The organism is Sphingopyxis sp., from assembly GCF_025869345.1.
Classification (GTDB): Bacteria; Pseudomonadota; Alphaproteobacteria; order Sphingomonadales; family Sphingomonadaceae; genus Sphingopyxis.
Genome location: NZ_JAOZVW010000090.1, coordinates 1 through 18,318 on the forward strand (window position 1 = coordinate 1; position 18,318 = coordinate 18,318).

Annotated in this window: 13 protein-coding genes, 1 tRNA gene and 2 pseudogenes; 10 read left to right on the plus strand and 6 right to left on the minus strand. The window is 65.3% G+C overall.

Annotated features, from left to right (window positions below; translation table 11 throughout):
• Window positions 1-149 precede the first annotated feature (149 nt).
• Window positions 150-362, plus strand: a pseudogene (locus tag OJI97_RS09665) (SDR family NAD(P)-dependent oxidoreductase); the annotation flags it as partial.
• 106 nt (window positions 363-468) lie between these two features.
• Here the strand turns inward: OJI97_RS09665 and OJI97_RS09670 are convergent.
• Window positions 469-1,314, minus strand: a pseudogene (locus OJI97_RS09670) (recombinase family protein); the annotation flags it as partial.
• Window positions 1,315-1,517: 203 nt separating this feature from the next.
• Window positions 1,518-1,976 (minus strand): hypothetical protein, encoded by a 459-nt coding sequence (locus OJI97_RS09675; protein WP_297663001.1) that lies wholly within the window; start codon window positions 1,974-1,976, stop codon window positions 1,518-1,520.
• A gap of 473 nt (window positions 1,977-2,449) precedes the next feature.
• On the opposite strand from OJI97_RS09675, the gene OJI97_RS09680 reads away from it, so the two are divergent.
• Window positions 2,450-2,662 carry an AlpA family transcriptional regulator gene (locus tag OJI97_RS09680; RefSeq protein WP_297663057.1) on the plus strand — a complete coding sequence of 71 codons (213 nt, stop codon included), beginning with the start codon at window positions 2,450-2,452 and terminating at the stop codon, window positions 2,660-2,662.
• 54 nt (window positions 2,663-2,716) lie between these two features.
• Here the strand turns inward: OJI97_RS09680 and OJI97_RS09685 are convergent, their stop codons facing one another.
• Together OJI97_RS09685 and OJI97_RS09690 are read right to left on the minus strand one after the other, a co-directional pair.
• Entirely contained in the window at window positions 2,717-3,967 is a 1,251-nt protein-coding gene (locus tag OJI97_RS09685; protein WP_297663002.1) for an integrase arm-type DNA-binding domain-containing protein, read from the minus strand.
• Between the two features lie 217 nt (window positions 3,968-4,184).
• Window positions 4,185-4,271, minus strand: a tRNA-Leu gene (locus OJI97_RS09690).
• Window positions 4,272-4,471: 200 nt separating this feature from the next.
• On the opposite strand from OJI97_RS09690, the gene OJI97_RS09695 reads away from it, so the two are divergent.
• The 7 genes from OJI97_RS09695 to OJI97_RS09725 all read left to right on the plus strand — a co-directional run bounded on the left by OJI97_RS09695 (window position 4,472) and on the right by OJI97_RS09725 (window position 15,460).
• Window positions 4,472-5,404 carry a complex I NDUFA9 subunit family protein gene (locus OJI97_RS09695; protein ID WP_297663003.1) on the plus strand — a complete coding sequence of 311 codons (933 nt, stop codon included), beginning with the start codon at window positions 4,472-4,474 and terminating at the stop codon, window positions 5,402-5,404.
• Between the two features lie 134 nt (window positions 5,405-5,538).
• Window positions 5,539-6,339: an undecaprenyl-diphosphate phosphatase gene (locus OJI97_RS09700; RefSeq protein ID WP_297663005.1), complete on the plus strand. Its 801-nt coding sequence runs from the start codon at window positions 5,539-5,541 to the stop codon at window positions 6,337-6,339.
• Window positions 6,340-6,499: 160 nt separating this feature from the next.
• Window positions 6,500-7,942, plus strand: coding sequence for an NAD(P)-dependent oxidoreductase (locus tag OJI97_RS09705; protein ID WP_297663006.1), 1,443 nt, complete (start codon window positions 6,500-6,502; stop codon window positions 7,940-7,942).
• A complete protein-coding gene (locus OJI97_RS09710) occupies window positions 7,939-9,141 on the plus strand; it encodes a DUF2059 domain-containing protein (protein ID WP_297663008.1) in 1,203 nt (400 codons plus the stop codon). The genes OJI97_RS09705 and OJI97_RS09710 overlap by 4 nt, the downstream gene beginning before the upstream one ends.
• A 29-nt stretch (window positions 9,142-9,170) precedes the next feature.
• On the plus strand, window positions 9,171-13,700 hold the full coding sequence (gene gltB, locus OJI97_RS09715) for a glutamate synthase large subunit (protein WP_297663010.1): 4,530 nt from the start codon (window positions 9,171-9,173) through the stop codon (window positions 13,698-13,700).
• A gap of 111 nt (window positions 13,701-13,811) precedes the next feature.
• Window positions 13,812-14,879 (plus strand): acyltransferase, encoded by a 1,068-nt coding sequence (locus OJI97_RS09720; RefSeq protein ID WP_297663012.1) that lies wholly within the window; start codon window positions 13,812-13,814, stop codon window positions 14,877-14,879.
• Complete coding sequence (locus tag OJI97_RS09725) at window positions 14,870-15,460, plus strand: phosphotyrosine protein phosphatase (RefSeq protein WP_297663014.1); 591 nt, start codon at window positions 14,870-14,872, stop codon at window positions 15,458-15,460. The genes OJI97_RS09720 and OJI97_RS09725 overlap by 10 nt, the downstream gene beginning before the upstream one ends.
• On the opposite strand, the gene OJI97_RS09730 is transcribed toward OJI97_RS09725, so the two are convergent.
• Both OJI97_RS09730 and OJI97_RS09735 read right to left on the minus strand, forming a co-directional pair.
• Window positions 15,429-16,637, minus strand: a complete 1,209-nt coding sequence (locus OJI97_RS09730; RefSeq protein ID WP_297663016.1) for a carboxylate--amine ligase — start codon at window positions 16,635-16,637, stop codon at window positions 15,429-15,431. The genes OJI97_RS09725 and OJI97_RS09730 overlap by 32 nt on opposite strands.
• Window positions 16,634-17,611: a hypothetical protein gene (locus OJI97_RS09735; protein WP_297663018.1), complete on the minus strand. Its 978-nt coding sequence runs from the start codon at window positions 17,609-17,611 to the stop codon at window positions 16,634-16,636. The genes OJI97_RS09730 and OJI97_RS09735 overlap by 4 nt, the downstream gene beginning before the upstream one ends.
• Before the next feature lie 226 nt (window positions 17,612-17,837).
• On the opposite strand from OJI97_RS09735, the gene OJI97_RS09740 reads away from it, so the two are divergent.
• Entirely contained in the window at window positions 17,838-18,263 is a 426-nt protein-coding gene (locus OJI97_RS09740) for a hypothetical protein (protein ID WP_297663020.1), read from the plus strand.
• Window positions 18,264-18,318: the final 55 nt, after the last annotated feature.

The window sequence follows — 18,318 nt, forward strand, 5'->3', positions numbered from 1 at the left end:
AGAGCGGTTTACGCCGCTCTGGATTGCTTCGCTGCGCTCGCAATGACGAAACTTCGGTTCCCGACATCATCGGCCTACTCTTCATATCCAAAAATCCCTTGTCACTATGATTATCATAGTTACTATCGTCCGCAAGAGGAGATTCGTTTATGTCCGCAGCCGTTATCATCGGCGCCGGCGACGCCACGGGCGGCGCGATCGCGCGCGCCTTTGCCGCCGAAGGGCTCACCGCCTGCGTCAACCGCCGCGAGCGCAACACCGACGCGCTCGAAGCGCTCGCGCAGTCGATCCGCGACGACGGGCATCAGGCGCGCGCCTTTCCCGCCGATGCCCGAAGCGAAGAGGCGATGCTCGCCCTCTTCGACCGCGTCGAGGCCGACATCGGCCCGGTCGAGGTCGCGATGACGCCCGTCGGTCGAGAATATCTTGCACGGCTTGCCAAAGGGCAACCGTCACCAGCGGCTCATGCATACCACTATATGTTTCGCCAGCCCATTCGAACGTGCCCGTATAAAAGCGGTTGCGCAGGACGCGGTGGACAGTGCCAACACCAATTGGCTGCCCCCTCTTCCTGCCCACCAAGCCGGCAGCGCGCGCTTGCTCGGTGACGCTGACTAGGGAGTGGGTCCCGCTCGCAAACCACTCGAACAACAAGGATATGAGAGGCGCCGTCTTCGGATCGACGATGACGGTCTTCCGCCTGTCAGAGCCAATGACGTTCTCGTAGCCGATCGGTGCGTATGAAGGCCATTCTCCCTGCCTGGCCTTTTCCGACATCCCCTTCGAAACTTCTTCCGACAGATTGTCGATATAGCTTTTCGCCATCAGCACCTTGATGCCGTGCATGAACTTTTCGGAGGAGCGGCACTGGTCGGAGAGGACAAAATTCTCCTTCACGAAATGCACCTCGATGCCGAACTCGTCGATCGTGGCCCAGTCCTTGATGTTGCGATAGAGCCTGTCTGTTTTCTCGACGAGGAGGGCGCGGATGCCAGGGTTCCGTCGGAGCTCGCGGAGCATCTCGCCGAACGCCGTCCGACCTGCCTTACGGGCGGTCTCCACATCGACGAAATTGCCCATGATCATCAGGCCATTGACTGCGGCGTAGTCTTCCAGCAATTTGATCTGAGCGGGGATGGAATATCCTTCCCTCTCCTGATCGCGTGTTGACACCCGAGCATATAAGACCGCTCTCCTAGGCGCCTTGTCATCAGAACCATTCCTGTTTCGCTTATATCGACTTGTCGTATTCCTTGGCCGTGCCAATGCTTTGTCTCCCTGTGTATCCCGCATGAAAAAGCGGGGCGTACCCATGAGCAGAAGCGTGGTGCACAATCGAGATTGACAGGCTGATGAAGAGTCAGCCTTCGTGATGTCAGTTCGCTAGTTGGTGGTGCTTTTTGTCGCGTGCCCGTCCTCTGTCCAAATCCGCCTCTTCCTGACGAAATGCACTTCCAGATCAAAACTGCCGAGAAGTGCCCAGTCTTCTGGACCAAAATTGGGGCGGTCGGCAAAATCTACCAACAGTGTTCGAAACTGAGAGTTGCGCCCCATGAATCGCAAAACATCGTCAAACTCGGGTCCGGCAATGCGTTTGCGGTTCCTAGGTCCACATAGCTTCCAGCGAACATCTGAGCATTCAACGCCGCATATTCCTCTAGCACTTGGGATTGTACGATGTTCGGCGAACTCTCTCCATGCTCGCTGGGTGCTTGCACGGAAGCATCGGCAAGGGGCCGAGAAGCCGCTGCATCCTCAATCTGCCAACTCAGCCCAACATCCTTTTGTCGCGATAGGTGGGTCGCTTTTGCCGGAATCTTGCGATCAAGATCAGCGCGGAAAATCCAGTCCTCGGGAAAAAATCTGCCGGTCACGCAAGTTCGAATGGTCTCTCCCACTAGCTCTGTACTGACAGGGTCTTCCGGCAATGCGGGTTGCCAGATGATGGCGGTGAACATATCAAATCTGTGTTCCATGTGCGGGGCCTTTTGATCGGGTTTCTGGTTATCGTCGGAGCGTCGTGAAGTACGCGATTTGGGGGCTCGGAGGGCCCCGACAGTCCGACAAAATGCCGTGGACTGTTAACTCTGTGGTCGGCGGGTTCGAATCCGACTTGGGGAGCCTCTCGGGATGACTTGGCAACCAGTGAAACGCTCTGGCACCGCCATCCGGAGGCAACGCCGTTGGACCACATTTACCCTCACAGCTAGGCTGCGGTAGTTGTCCCTCACGGTCTTACCGACAACAGGTCACGATCGTGCAAGATGAGCCTTGTTGAGCCCCAATGGGACAAAATATCGAGCGACTGCACGAAGATGTCGAAGGCGGCGCGTCAAGCCTCTTTCCCCTACGAAGGAAACTGTATTAAACTCATTGGGCCTTGGCGGGCGGACCTGCAAAAGTTGGAGTAGGTCTTATGCTTGAATATACCGCCAATGGAATTCAGACCGTGCCATCGACTGAGCGCATCATTCGCCTGAAAACGGTGATGATCCGAACCGGCCTGTCTCGCACCACATTGTATCGTAAGATCAGCCAAGGAACGTTTCCTCGCCAGATAAAGATAAGCATTCATGGTGCGGGCTGGCGTGAGTCAGCCGTCAATCAATGGATCGCCGATCCTGTGGGTTATCGTGAGGAGGGAAACCAGCAATGCCTGTAGCCCGTCTCGAACCCGCTTGGCGCGAACGGCAAGGGATATCACACCTTTCACATTTCAGCGCCTCACTGCCATCGCAGCAGGCATCGGTGCAGCAATAACTTGCGCTGCTTCTTTCGGCTTAGCTGCATCGCGCAGCTGATCCATATAGTCGCTCCACCATTGATGCATAGCGACGCGTTCGTCCCAATAGCGTCCGCGATTGTAGATGCCGCGGATAGCATTCGCGTCCACGTGAGCAAGGGAGCGCTCGATGGCATCGGCGCTCCACTCTCCGCTTTCGTTGAGAAGCGTTGACGCTGTGGTCCGCAATCCATGCGCGGTCACTTCCCCCTGCGCGTAGCCCATGCGACGAAACGCCTGATTGATCGTATTCTCGCTGAGCGGGCGTAGCGACGTGTGGAATGCCGGGAACACGAAACCGTCCGGTCCGGTAAGCGGCAGCAACTCCTCAAGGTAGGTCAGCACCTGCCGGGACAGCGGAACGCTGTGCGGCCGACGCATCTTCATGCGCTCTGCCGGGATTTTCCAGACGGCGGCATCCAGATCGAACTCCAGCCACTTCGCCATCCTCAGTTCTCCGGGCCGGGCCATCACATGTGGTGCGATCTGCATTGCGAGCCGTGTCACCGTATGACCGGAATAGGCATCGATCGTTCGCAGCAATTCGCCCACCTGTTGCGGTTCCAAGATTGCGGCGTGGTGGGTGACCTTTGGAGCGACCAAGGCGCCGCGCAGAAGAGAGGTCGGATCGGCCTCACCGCGACCGGTCGCCACCGCATAGCGGAAGATGCGGCTGGCGAACGAGCGGCACCGTCGCGCCGTCTCATGCTTACCCTTCGCCTCGAGCCGCTTGAGCGCGGCGAGCACGTCGATCGGCTTCAGGTCGGCGACCGGCCGCGTGGCGATCGGCTCCAATTGCTCCAGCAGCCAGTTTGCCTTTGTGGTAGTCGTGTCCGCCCGACCCTCGGCGACCATCTTGTCGATATATTCCTTGGCGATGTCGCCGAAGCTGTTCGCCGCCTTGAACGCCGCAACCAGCTTCTCATGCTTACGCTCGGCCAACGGGTCGCTCCCTGCCTCCAAGGTTCGGCGCGCCTCATCACGCCGACGCCGGGCGTCCGCCAGACCGACATCGGGATAGCGCCCCAGCGCCAGCCGCTTCTGCTTGCCGAAGTAGCGATACTTATACCGCCACAGCATGGACCCGTTCGGATGGACCTCGAGATAGAGGCCCCGCTCATCGGCGTGCTGGCAAATCTTGTCCGTGGGGCGGAGGTTGCGGATCTGGAGGTCTTTGAGCGGCACGGCGAATCCTCGACTGGTCCAGGAGCCGCTTGTCGAAGAGACCAATCGGGGTCGTGGTGCCATGAAATCCGGTGGTGCCATCGATGGCCCATTTCATGGCCCCATTCGGCCCCGGATGGTCTGAAATCGCCTGAGACGCCCCGGGATGGGTGAGGCCTATAAATGGCATATTTCTGCCATTTTGTCGACCGTCACGGGACGTCTTGAGAAGAACAAATGGTGCCCAGAAGAGGACTCGAACCTCCACGACCTTGCGATCGCCAGCACCTGAAGCTGGTGCGTCTACCAATTCCGCCATCTGGGCACGGGGTAGGAGCGGGCGCTTAGCGGCGCTCGGCTCGGCTTGTCAACCGCGCTCGGCCTGTTGACGCATATTTTATCGGCGATCGGCAGTTTCGCGTCGGTGCCGGCGCCCTGCCCCTTGCCCGCCGCGCCGCTTCGCGGCATGGGGAGCGCCTGGATGCCGCCCCGGCGGCTTTAGAGAATCGGATACAGGCGGACATCATGCAGAAGCTCGACGGACAGTTGATCACCGTATTCGGCGGCAGCGGCTTCCTCGGCCGTTATGTCGTGCAGCGGCTCCTCGCGCGCGGCGCGCGGGTGCGCGTGGCGGAGCGCGAGCCGCGCAAGGCGTTGTTCCTGAAGCCGCTCGGCGGACTCGGCCAGACGCAGTTCGTCGCCGCCGACGTCCGCGATGCCGCCAGCGTCGCGCGCGCCGTTCAGGGCAGCGATGCCGCGATCAACCTCGCGGGCAGCTTCGATGACATGAAGGCGGTGCAGGCAGACGGTGCCGCGCACGTCGCCGCCGCGGCGAAAGCCGCGGGCGTCCGCGCGCTCGTCCATGTCTCGGCGATCGGCGCCGACCCCGAGGGCGCGTCGGCCTATGCGCGCAGCAAGGGCGACGGCGAGGCCGCGGTGCGCGCCGGCTTCCCCGCGGCGGCGATTCTGCGCCCGTCGATCCTGTTCGGCCGCGAAGATCATTTCATCAATCGCTTCGCGGCGCTGATGCGCCTGTCGCCGGTCGTCCCGGTGATCGCGCCGCAGACGAAGCTCCAGCCCGTCTATGTCGGCGACGTCGCCGATGCGGTGGTTGCGGCGCTCGATGAGACGGCCGCGGGCCGGACGTTCGAGCTCGGCGGACCGCAAGTGCTGACGATGGCGGCGCTCCAGCATTGGGTCGCCGCGGCGACGGGGCGCAAGCGGCTGTTCGTCGAGCTTCCCGACGCGGTGTCGGGCGCGATCGCGACCGCTTTCGGCTGGGCGCCGGGCGCGCCGATCACCAAGGATCAGTGGCTGATGCTGCAGCACGACAATGTCGTCGCGGAGGGCGCCGCCGGGCTCGGTTCGTTCGGCATCGTCCCGACCTCGCTCGACGCGGTCGCCGACGGCTGGCTGGTCCAGTATCGCCGCCACGGGCGCTTCGCGCAGGCCGCCTGACCGCCGCACGGTCGCACCGCATCAAATCGCCGCTGGCAAAATCGCCCTGCCCCCCGTAGGTCTGGCGACGGACAGGGGCGTCCGGCGAAGGTCGGGCGCCCTTCGCATCGTTGCAATCTTGATATGGGAATCCCATGAGCATCTGGCTGACCGCGATCATCCTCGGCATCGTCGAGGGGCTGACCGAATTTCTTCCCGTCTCGTCGACCGGACACCTGATCCTCGCGACCGAGCTGCTCGGCTATGACGCATCGAAATGGGCGGTGTTCAACATCGCGATCCAGCCGGGCGCGATCCTGGCGATCGTCGTCCTTTACCGGCATCTCTTCTGGGACATGGCGGTCGGTTTCTTCCGGCGCGACCCGCAGGCCATCGCCTTCGTGCGCAACCTGCTGCTCGCCTTCATCCCCGCGGTCGTGCTCGGGCTCGCCTTCGGCGACCAGATCGAGGCGCTGCTGGAGAATGCGACCGTCGTCGCCTGGGCGCTGATCGTCGGCGGCATCGGCATATTGCTCGTCGAGCGCTTCGCGAAGCCACAGGAGAGCGGCGGGGTCGCGGCGCTATCGGTGCGCCAGTCGGTCATCGTCGGCATCGTCCAGTGCCTCGCGATGGTCCCCGGCGTCAGCCGTTCGGGCGCGACGATCATGGGCGCGATGGCACTGGGCGTCGACCGCAAGACCGCCGCCGAATTCAGCTTCTTCCTCGCGCTGCCGACGCTGACCGGCGCGACCGTGCTCCAGCTCGCCAAGCATCACGACGCGATCACGCGCAATGACATCGGGCTGATCGCGGTCGGCGCGCTGGTGTCGTTCGTCGTCGCCTGGGCGGTGATCAAGGCCTTCCTGGCGGTCGTCACCCGCTATGGCTTCGGCCCCTTCGCCTGGTATCGAATCATCGTCGGGACGGCGGCGCTGGCGTGGCTTGCCGCGAGATAGGTCCGAAACAATACTAATTGTCGAAATATTGTTGCGTAGCACCATCGGAAGCACGTTCTGATAGCAAATTAAGGACAGTAAATATGTCCTAATTGCAATTTTGCTCGTGACAGGCGGTTTTGCGCCATGCCATCGCCCTTTCCAACGAAGGGGATACTGCATGGCTTCCGAACGCATGCTCCAATTTGTGGGGCGTGACCAATCCTATCCGGACAAGCGCTCGCCCGAAGAGCGCGCGCGCGACTTTCGCGAGATTGCCGAGCGTTACGCGGCGCCCGACGCCGACGCGCAGGCCTCACGCTGTTCGCAGTGCGGCGTGCCCTATTGCTCGGTGCATTGTCCGCTGCACAATCATATTCCCGACTGGCTGCGCCTGACCGCCGAGGGCCGGCTGCGCGAGGCCTATGAGCTTTCCAACGCGACCTCGACGATGCCCGAGATCTGCGGCCGCATCTGCCCGCAGGATCGCCTGTGCGAAGGCAATTGCGTGATCGAATTTTCGGGCCATGGCGCGGTGACGATCGGCAGCGTCGAGAAATATATCACCGACACCGCCTGGGCCGAAGGCTGGGTCGAGCCGATCCGGGCGGGCAAGCCGACCGGCCAGTCGGTGGGCATCGTCGGCGCGGGCCCCGCGGGGCTCACCGCCGCCGAATATCTCCGCGTTCAGGGGCATGAGGTGCATGTCTACGACCGGCACGACCGCGCGGGCGGGCTGCTCACCTATGGCATTCCCGGCTTCAAGCTGGAGAAGGAGGTCGTGATGCGCCGCATCGAGCGGCTGGAGGAAAGCGGCATCCGCTTTCACCTCGGCTTCGCGGTCGGCGAGGATGCGACGCTCGATCAGCTGCGCGCAAAGCATGACGCGATCCTGATCGCGACCGGCGTCTACAAGGCGCGCGAGATCAACGTGCCGGGCAGCGGCGCCGAAGGCGTGATCGCCGCGCTCGACTATCTGATCGCCTCGAACCGCAAGAGCTTCGGCGACGAGGTTCCCGCCTTCGACGACGGCCGCCTGAATGCCGAGGGCAAGCATGTCGTCGTGATCGGCGGCGGCGACACCGCGATGGACTGCGTCCGCACCGCGGTGCGTCAGGGCGCAAAGTCGGTGAAGTGCCTCTATCGCCGCGACCGCGAGAATATGCCGGGCTCGCAGCGCGAGGTCGCCAATGCCGAAGAGGAAGGCGTCGAATTCGTCTGGCTGTCGGCCCCTGAAAGCTTCACCGCCGACACGCATGTGAAAGAAGTCGCGGCGCAGGGAATGCGCCTCGGCGCCCCCGACGCGAGCGGCCGCCGCAGCCCCGAGCCCGACCCGGGCCGCAGCTTCGACCTGCCCGCCGACATGGTGATCAAGGCGCTCGGCTTCGATCCCGAGGAACTGCCGCACCTGTTCGGCTCGCCCGACCTGTCCGTCACGCGCTGGGGCACGCTGCGCGTCGATCACCAGACGATGATGACCAGTCTGCCCGGCGTCTTTGCGGCCGGCGACATCGTGCGCGGCGCCAGCCTGGTCGTCTGGGGCATCCGCGACGGCCGCGACGTCAGCGATCAGATGGCAAAGTGGTTGAAAGCGAAAGCGAAAAGCGAAAAGAAGGCGGCATGACCAACAGGGAAGGAAAATTGCTCATGTCGACCTGGAAAACCATGCTGCTCGTCGGCGCGATGGCGTTCGCGCCCGTGCAGGCTTTCGCCGCGCCCGAGGAAGCCCCCGAAGCCGAAATCGTCGCCGCCCCCGCCGTCGAAGGCGATGAAGGTCACAGCATGAACGACGAGGCCATGGCCGCCGACGCCAAGGCCAAGATGCAGAAGGAGATCGACGCGGCGATCGCGATGATCGAAAAGATTTTCGGCACCGACAAGCTGCCGCCGGTCGCCCCGGCGCAGCTCGCCCTCGCGCAGCAGACGACGGCCGCGCTGATCCCGGCGGGCAGCCTCGAAAAGATGCTCGACAATCTCTATGGCAAACTTTTCAAGGGCTTGATGGACGAATTTGGCGGCATGTCGGACATCTCGCTGTCGATCAAGACCGGCGTCGAAAGCGACAAGATCGCCGCGCTCGATGACAAGAGCAAGGCCGCGGTCGCCGATATGTTCGATCCCTGGCGCCAGCAGCGCGAGGACCAGATCACCAATATCATCAAGCCGCAGATCAGCGAAGCGCTGCACGACCTGGAAGCGCCGATGCGCGACGGCATGGCGCACGCCTATGCGCGAAAGTTCAGCAGCGACCAGCTCACCCAGATGAACGGCTTCTTCGCCACCCCCGCAGGCACCGCCTTCGCATCCGAATGGATGGCCTTGCAGGCCGATCCCGAAGTCATGCTGGCGATGATCAAGGCGGTGCCGCCGCTGGTGAACAAGTTCATCGACCGGGGCCCCGAGATCGAGGGTCAGTTCAAGGATCTGCCCAAGGAAAAGCAGCTCGCCGACCTCAGCGACGCCGAACTCGCGAAGCTCGCCAAGCTGATGAAGGTCAGCGTCAAGGAGCTGAAGGAACATCGCGACCAATGGGACACCCTGGCCGAGGAAACGACCGAGGCCACCGAAGCGGTCGATGCGGCGGCCGATGCGGCCGACGCCGCCGCGGCCGATGCCGATGCGGCGGCGGATGCGGCGCAGGCCGCGGCCGATGCCGCCGAAGCGACGGTCGATGACCCAGCCTACAACCGCGACAATTGGTCGGAGGCCGACCGCCAGCGCGTCGAGCAGCTCGAGGAAGCGGCGAACAGCGCCTCGTCGGCCGCCTTTGACGCACAGGAAGAGGCGGTCGCCAACGCCCGCAAGAAGACGCCATCCACTTGAATCACGGCCACGGCCGGCAGGAAACCGACATGACCCACTACCCCACCCCCGATCACGCGCGGCTCGCCGAAAGCGGCATGTATCGCCCCGACCTCGAATCCGATGCCTGCGGCGTCGGGCTGGTCGCGGCGACCGACGGCAAGCCGTCGCGCCGCGTCGTCGAGGCGGCGATCGAGGCGCTGCGTGCCGTCTGGCACCGCGGCGCGGTCGATGCCGACGGCAAGACCGGGGATGGGGCGGGAATCCATGTCGACCTGCCGGTCCGCTTCTTCGACGATGCGATCGCGGCCTCGGGGCACAAGGTGCGCCCGAACCGCCTCGCCGTCGGCATGGTCTTCCTGCCGCGCACCGACCTCGGCGCGCAGGAGGAGTGCCGCACGATCGTCGAGGCCGAGATCATCGACGCGGGCTTCACCATCTATGGCTGGCGCCAGGTGCCCGTCGACGTGTCGGTGATCGGCGACAAGGCGCAGCAGACGCGGCCCGAGATCGAGCAGATCATGATCGCCGGGCCGCTGCCCGACGAGCAGTCGGTCGCCGAGTTCGAAAAGCAGCTCTATCTCGTCCGCCGCCGCATCGAGAAAAAGGTGATCGCGGCGCAGATCCATGACTTCTACGTCTGCAGCCTGTCGGCGCGCTCGATCATCTACAAGGGGCTGTTCCTCGCCGAGAGCCTCGCGGATTTCTATCCCGACCTTACGAACAAGCTGTTCGAGAGCCGGGTCGCGATCTTTCATCAGCGCTATTCGACCAACACTTTCCCGCAATGGTGGCTCGCCCAGCCCTTCCGCTGCCTCGCCCACAATGGCGAGATCAACACGATCCGCGGCAACAAGAACTGGATGAAGAGCCACGAGATCAAGATGGCGAGCCTCGCCTTCGGCGAGCATTCGGAGGACATCAAGCCGGTGATCCCGGCGGGCGCATCCGACACCGCGGCGCTCGACGCGGCGTTCGAGACTTTGTGCCGCGCCGGGCGCGACGCGCCGACCGCGAAGCTGATCCTCGTCCCCGAGGCCTGGGGCCACGACGACGACATCCCCGACGCGCACAAGGCGATGTACAGCTACCTCGCCAGCGTGATGGAGGCATGGGACGGCCCCGCCGCGCTCGCGATGACCGACGGCCGCTGGGCGGTCGCGGGGATGGATCGCAACGCGCTCCGCCCGCTGCGCTACACGCTGACCGCCGACAATCTGCTCGTCGTCGGCTCCGAAAGCGGCATGGTGCTGCTGCCCGAGGCGAGCGTCCGCAAGAAAGGACGCCTCGGTCCCGGCCAGATGATCGCGGTCGACCTCGACGAGGGCACGCTCTACGAGGATCGCGCGATCAAGGACAAGATCGCGGGCGACGCCGACTATGCCGCGCGCGTCAAGGGCTTCCGCACCATGGCCGACCTGCCGAAGGGCGGCAAGGCGACGCTCGAGCCGTGGGACCGCGCCGAACTGCTGCGCCGCCAGGTCGCGGCGGGGCTGACCATGGAGGATATGGAGCTCATCCTGTCGCCGATGGTCGAGGATGCGAAGGAAGCGATCGGATCGATGGGCGACGACACGCCGCTCGCGGTCATCTCCGACAAGCCGCGCCACGTCGCGCAATTCTTCCGCCAGAATTTCAGCCAGGTCACCAACCCGCCGATCGACAGTCTGCGCGAACGGCATGTGATGAGCCTCAACACGCGCTTCTCCAACCTCGGCAACATCCTCGACGAAAAGGGGCAGAGCGCGCACGTCCTGGTGATCGATTCCCCCGTCCTCGTCGGTGAGGATTGGGACCGGCTGCGCGCCTATTTCGGCGATGCCGTCGCCGATATCGACTGCACCTTCGCCGCGGGCAGCGACGCCGCGACGCTCCGCGAAGCGATCGCGCGCATCCGCCGCGAGGCCGAGGATGCGGTGCGCGCCGGGCGCAGCGAATTGTTCCTGTCCGACCAGAAGATCGGCGAAGACCGCGTCGGGGTCGCGATGGTGCTCGCCGCCGCCGCGGTCCACACCCATCTCGTCCGCAAGGGCCTGCGCAGCTATGCCTCGATCAACGTCCGCTCGGCCGAAGTGCTCGACACCCACGCCTTCGCGGTGCTGATCGGAGTCGGCGCGACGACCGTCCACGCCTATCTCGCCGAAGCCGCGATCGCCGATCGCCACGCGCGCGGCCTGTTCGGCGGCGACCTGTCGCTGGGCGACTGCCACCTGCGCTATCGCAAGGCGATCGACGACGGCCTGCTCAAGATCATGGCGAAGATGGGGATCGCGGTGGTCTCCTCTTATCGCGGCGGCTATAATTTCGAAGCGGTCGGCCTCAGCCGCGCGCTCGTCAACGACCTCTTCCCCGGCATGCCCGCGAAGATTTCGGGCGAGGGCTATCAGTCGCTGTTCATCAACGCGACCGAGAAGCATGAGGCCGCATTCGACGCCCGCGTCACCACCCTGCCGGTCGGCGGCTTCTACCGCCACCGCGCGGGCGGCGAGGCGCACGCCTATTCGGCGCAGCTCATGCACCTGCTCCAGACCGCGGTCGCGACCGACAGCTATTCGACCTACCTCCAGTTCGCGCGCGGCGTCGCCGACCTGCCGCCGGTCTATCTGCGCGATCTGATGGAGTTCAACTTCCCGGCGCAGGGCGTCGCGCTCGACAGCGTCGAGGCGATCACCGAGATCCGCAAGCGCTTCGTCACCCCCGGCATGTCGCTGGGCGCGCTATCGCCCGAGGCGCACGAGACGCTGGCGATCGCGATGAACCGCATCGGCGCCAAGGCGGTGTCGGGCGAAGGCGGCGAGGCGAGCGAGCGCTACCACCCCTATGCCAACGGCGACAACGCCAACAGCAATATCAAGCAGATCGCGTCGGGCCGCTTCGGCGTCACCGCCGAATATCTCGGCGCCTGCGACGAGATCGAGATCAAGGTCGCGCAGGGCGCCAAGCCCGGCGAGGGCGGCCAGCTTCCCGGATTCAAGGTCACCGAGTTCATCGCCCGCCTGCGCCACTCGACGCCGGGCGTGATGCTGATCTCGCCCCCGCCGCATCACGACATCTATTCGATCGAGGATCTGGCGCAGCTCATCTACGATTTGAAGCAGATCAACCCGAAGGCGCGCGTCTGCGTCAAACTCGTCAGCTCGGCGGGCATCGGCACCGTCGCGGCGGGCGTCGCCAAGGCGCACGCCGACGTGATCCTCGTCTCGGGCAACACCGGCGGCACCGGAGCTTCGCCCCAGACCAGCATCAAATATGCCGGCACCCCCTGGGAAATGGGCCTGTCCGAAGTCAATCAGGTGCTCACCCTCAATGGCCTCCGCCACCGCATCCGCCTGCGCACCGACGGCGGGCTCAAGACCGGCCGCGACATCGTCATCGCCGCCATTTTGGGCGCCGAGGAATATGGCATCGGCACGCTCAGCCTCGTCGCGATGGGCTGCATCATGGTGCGCCAGTGCCACAGCAACACCTGCCCGGTCGGCATCTGCACGCAGGACGAGAAACTGCGCGCAAAGTTCGCCGGCAGCCCGGAGAAGGTCATCAACCTGATGACCTTCATCGCCGAGGAAGTGCGCGAAATCCTCGCCAAGCTCGGCTGCCGCAGCCTCGACGAGGTGATCGGCCGCACCGAGCTCTTGCGTCAGGTCAGCCGCGGCGCCGAGCATCTCGACGACCTCGACCTCAACCCGATCCTCGCCAAGGTCGACGCCCCCGACGACCAGCGCCGCTCGCAGGGGCCGAATTTCCGCAACCCGGTGCCCGACAGCCTCGACGCGCAGATATTGAGCGACGCGAAGCCTTTGTTCGAACGCGGCGAGCGGATGCAGCTCACCTACAACGTCCGCAACACCCACCGCGCCGTCGGCACCCGCCTGTCGGCGGAGGTCACCGCGCGCTTCGGGATGAACGGCCTCGCCGACGGCCATGTCCAGGTGCGGCTGCGCGGCACCGCGGGCCAGTCGCTCGGCGCTTTCCTGTGCAGCGGCATCACGCTGGAAGTGTTCGGCGATGCCAACGATTATGTCGGCAAGGGCCTGTCGGGCGGCCGCATCATCGTGCGCCCGACCGTGTCGAGTCCGCTCGTCAGCCAGCACAACAGCATCGTCGGCAACACCGTCCTCTATGGCGCTACCGCGGGCACCCTGCTCGCGGCGGGTCAGGCCGGCGAGCGCTTCGCGGTCCGCAACTCGGGCGCAAAGGTGGTGGTCGAGGGCTGCGGCGCCAACGGCTGCGAATATATGACCGGCGGCACCGCGGTGATCCTCGGCCCCGTGGGATCGAACTTCGGCGCGGGCATGACCGGCGGCATGGCCTTCATCCTCGACACCGACGCCAGCTTCGAACGCCGCGCCAACGGCGAATCGATCGTCTGGCAGCGCCTCGCCAGCAGCCACTGGGAAACGATGCTCAAGGATATGGTCGCCGATCATGCGCACGCCACCGGCAGCAAATGGTCGGCCGAGATCCTCGCCGACTGGGACCGCTGGCGCGATCATTTCTGGCAGGTCTGCCCGAAGGAAATGCTCAGCCGTATCGCCCATCCGCTGACCGATGAGGCGATGGAGGTCGCCGCCGCGGAATAGACCGCACCCCTACGCATCAATCCCCTTGCCAGCGAAGCGGGCGCCGTCGTTAACATGTTGGCGACGCATCGCTCCTATGCGCGAAAAAAGGACCGGAAAGAAGGGGTTGGGGTGGAACGGGGACAATCGCTTTATCTGGACGCTTTGCGTCTGATCGCCGCGCTGGAGGTCGCCGCCTTCCATCTGGGCCGCCTGCCGGGAAGCGGCGTGCCCGAGGGGTGGTGGAACGCGTTCGGGCACGAGGCGGTGGTCATCTTCTTCGTCCTGTCGGGTTTCGTGATCCGCCATGCCGCGGGCAAGAACGACCCGACGCTGCGGCTGTTCGCGATCAGCCGCATCTCGCGCGTCTGGTCGGTGGCGATCCCGGCGCTGCTGCTGACCTGGCTGTTCGATTCGATCGGTCACCGGATCGATCTTGCCCCCTATGAGGGGCTCGTCACCGACGGCTCCGCGGCGCTCCGCGTTGCGATCGGCGCGGCGATGCTCAACGAATCCTGGGTGTCGGTCCAGATGCTGTCGAACACGCCCTATTGGTCGATCGCCTATGAAGTCTTCTATTACGCGCTGTTCGCTGCGATCTTCTATCTGAAGGGGCGCTGGCGCTGGCTGATCCTCGTGCCCGCGCTGATCGCGGGGCCGAAGATATTGCTGCTGTTCCCGATCTGGTTGATGGGATGGGCGGCCTATAGCGAGCGCTGGTCGGCGCGCTGGCCGCGCTGGCTGGTGTGGGCGGCGTTCTGTCAGCCGGTCCTGTGCCTGCTGCTCTATTCGCAGTTCGGGCTCATGGGATTGACGGGCGGCTGGCTGGAAGGCTGGCTTGGCCACGATCTCTGGCGCAATGGTCTTGCCTGGTCACGCTACGTCATCAGCGACAGCCTGCTCGGCCTCAGCATCGCGGTGAACCTGATCGCGGCCAAGCATCTCGGCCCCGAACTCGCGATCGCGCTGAACGGGGCGGCGAAGCCGATCCGCTGGCTGGCGGGACGGTCCTTCACCCTCTATCTGTTGCATCAACCGACGATGTTGCTGATGATCGCCTTGTCCGGCGCCTTGCTGCCCCCGATATGGCGCACGCCCTTTATCGTGATGGGAGCGACGATCGTGATTCTGGCCGTGGCCGAAGTGACCGAAGGACAACGCCACCGGCTGCGCGCCGGGCTGGAACGGCTATGGCGATAACGCCCCCCCCGTTCCCGCCCGAACCCCCGGGCTGGATCGATGCCCGCTTCGGCACCGCGCGCGGCCTCGTGCGGCTGATGCTCTCCTATGGCGAGACGGCGCTGCGGCTGGCTTCGGTCCGCGCGCCCGAGGCGGCGGAGGTGCGGCGGCTCGTCTTCGTCTGCCACGGCAATATCTGCCGCAGCGCCTTCGCGGATGTCGCGGGGGCCGAGGCGGGCCTCGTCACAGCGTCCTTCGGCCTTTCCGCCTCGCACGGCGCCCCGGCGCACCCGCCGGTCGTCGCTATCGCAGGGGAGATGGGCATCGACCTTGACCGGCACCGCGCCACGGCGAAGGAGGCCTATCAGCCGCAGCCGGGCGACCTGCTGCTCGCGATGGAGGCGCGCCAGCTTCGCTGGATCGCCGCCGACGAACGGCTCGCACACCTGCCGCGCACGTTGCTCGGCCTCTACACGCGCCCGGCCCTGCCGCACCTGCACGACCCCTATCGGCTGAACGATCCCTATACGCGCACCTGTCTACAGCGGATCGCCAGCGCGATCCCCAGGCTCAGCTCCCGCTTCCCAAAAGCCGTGCGATGATCCCGGCCAGATCGGCCAGCGTCGGCATCGGATCGGAGAGTTTCGCGACATAATAGCCGGTGTCGAACCGGAAAAAATCGCCCGCATAGGTGGCTATTTCGCGCAATTTTTCGGCCGCCGACAGCTCTTTGGCCCGCAGTTGACCCAACAGTCGCTTGGTGTCGGGCAGCACATAGCGGGCACGATGGTCGCGATACCCCGACGCCAATTGGCCCGCGACGCCGTCCACGAGGCGGCGATAGAGGGCAAAGGCGAAATGCGCCCCGCTCTGGCTCGCAAGCGGCAGGCTGCCCCACAATCGCCCGTTGACCTCCATCAGCCAATAGCGGCCGCTCGCCGCATCGTGGCGATATTCGACCATCGCGGGCCCTTCCCACCCGATCGCGCGCAGCAAGGCCTCCGATTTTTCCATCTGCGCGCGATGATCGGACAGCGGCACCGACCGGCACAGCGTCGATATGCCCCCGCTTGCGGGATATTCGCGCAGCCGCTCATGCTGAAAGCGCAGCGTCGCCCGGCCGCCCTCCATCATCAGCATCTGGCCGAAGCCATAGCCCTGACACCAGCTCTGGACGAGCGGGTAGACGCCGAGCGGATCATAGCGCCGCAGGATCGCGACCAGCGCCTCGGCACCATCGGCGCGCTCGGCCTTTTCGAAGGCGATACCGGCCGCCTCCAGCCGCTCCCACATCGCGGGCGGATCGCTCCATTTCAGGATCACCGGATAGGCGATATCCGCCGCCTTCGCCGCGAAATCCTCGTCCGCCAGCGGCTGCCAGGTGTCGGGAACCTCGATTCCCGTCTCGCGCGCCCGCGCCAGCGTGTTGAGCTTGTCGAGCACGAGGTCGAGCTGTTCGTGCCGGGGACTGGCGATCCGGCAATCGCCGATCGCGGGCGGCATGTCGGCGAGTTCGAGCAGATCGGCTTCGCTGATCGCGATCACCGCCCCCGCCCCGCTCGCCGCAACGACACCGGGCAGCCAGTCGGCCAGCGCAGCGCCCTGAGGCCGCAGCACATGCTGGCGCGCGTAGCGCGAATGGCCACCGATCGACCAGCGCGAGCGCCCGGCCGCGATCACCGGCACGCCGTGCGCGCCCAGTTCGCGCACCACCGTCAGCCCGATACTGCTGTCGACGCCGAGGACGATGGCCGGGGGCAGCCCCCGATCGCGGGTCATGCCGGGCGAAGCCGGCGCTCGTAGCGCCATGTGCCGATCATCTGTTCGGCCATGCGGAGCCCGGTCCGCATCATGCTCGGCCCCAGCCGCGGCGCGGGCGCCCGGCCGGTCTGCGGCGCCGCAAGCGTCGCGAAGCCACGCGATTCGATCCGCGGTTCGCGCGCGATATGGCGGCAGAGCGATTCGAGACGGCGCATCACCATGCGGTTGGGCCGCTGCCGGTCGCGCGAAAGCATCTCGAAACTGTGCGTGACGATCATGAACAGCGGCGCATCGGCCCCGCAGGCATGGTCGAGCGCGGCGCTCATTTCGCGCGACGACAACGCGCAGACCTGCGCGGGGCGGAAATGGCCCGGGCGATCCTCGATGCCCGAAACGGGTATTTCGATCAGCGATCCGACCGCCACCGGGCCGGACGCCACCACCGGCAGGCTGATCGCGCATCCGCGTCCGGCATAATCGGGGTTGAAGCTGCTGTCCCAACGCAGCCCCAGCGCATCGAGCGCGGCAAGCGTGCGGTCGTCGGCGCCGAAATTCCCGGCGCGAAAGGCGACCGGAGCGGGCGCACCCGCCTGCACCAGCGCGTCGCGCGCCCAGCCGAGCAGCGCGATCTGGTCGGGCAGCGAGAAATCGCCGATATTGCGCCCGCGCCGTCCCTCGACCGGCGAATCCTTCGCCCATTCCAGCCATTCGGTATGGATGTGAAGCTGCACCTCGTGCCCGCACGCCAGGATCGGCTCGATCATCCGCGCGACGATCTCCGGACCATGGACGAGGCCGGGCATCGGATCGACGAAGAAGACCCCGCGCACCCCGTGGCGGTCGAATATGTCCATCTGCCAGCCGACGCCGAACGCGCCCGCCGCCGTTTCGCCCAGCACCGATTGCCGCAGATTCTCCTCGACCGGCAGGCCGTTCGCCTGCCGCCCGGCGGACAATTCGGTATCTATCGTGACCAGCGCGGCAACACTCATATCGTCTCATTCCGGTCGCAGATGCGAAAGCCGCGCCGTCATAGCAGCGAATAGCTCATAAATCGGTAACGCGGGCGGCGGTCAAGAGCGATGATTCCTTTTGCAAGTCAGACATTTGTCGCGCCTCCGCCTCCTGTCGTCGCAGCCCGCCCACGCGTTCAGCGCAGCGAAAGCGTCTTCCCTCTATAGGCACGCTTCGCTTTCCCCATCCCGAAAGGATGAAGCCGTGCGCCTGACCATCGCTGCCCTTCCCCTGCTGGCCCTTCTCGCACCGCTGCCCGCCGCCGCCGACCCTGCGGCCGGACGCGCCGTCGCGACCCTCAACGACCCCGCGATGCAGGACCGCATGGCCGACACCGTCGCCGCGCTGGTCGGCGCGCTGATGCAGATGAAGGTCGGCCCGCTCGCCGAAGCCGTCGCGCGCGTCGATCCCGAATCCGACGCCGCCTATATCCCGCCCGACGCCACGGTGGGCGACATCGCCGGACGCGATCCCCATTATGCCGAGCGCATGGGCGACGACGTCCGCGCCGGCACCCGCATGGCCGGCCACGCCGCCTCGGCGCTCGCGGCTTATGCCCCTGTCCTCAAGGATATGGCCCGCGATCTTGCGGCGCAATGGGAACGCGAACGCGCCGCTTCGCGGCGCTGAGTTTCTCCCTTCCGTCATTCGTATAGCCGTTGCGCCCGGCGCCCCCCTACCGCTA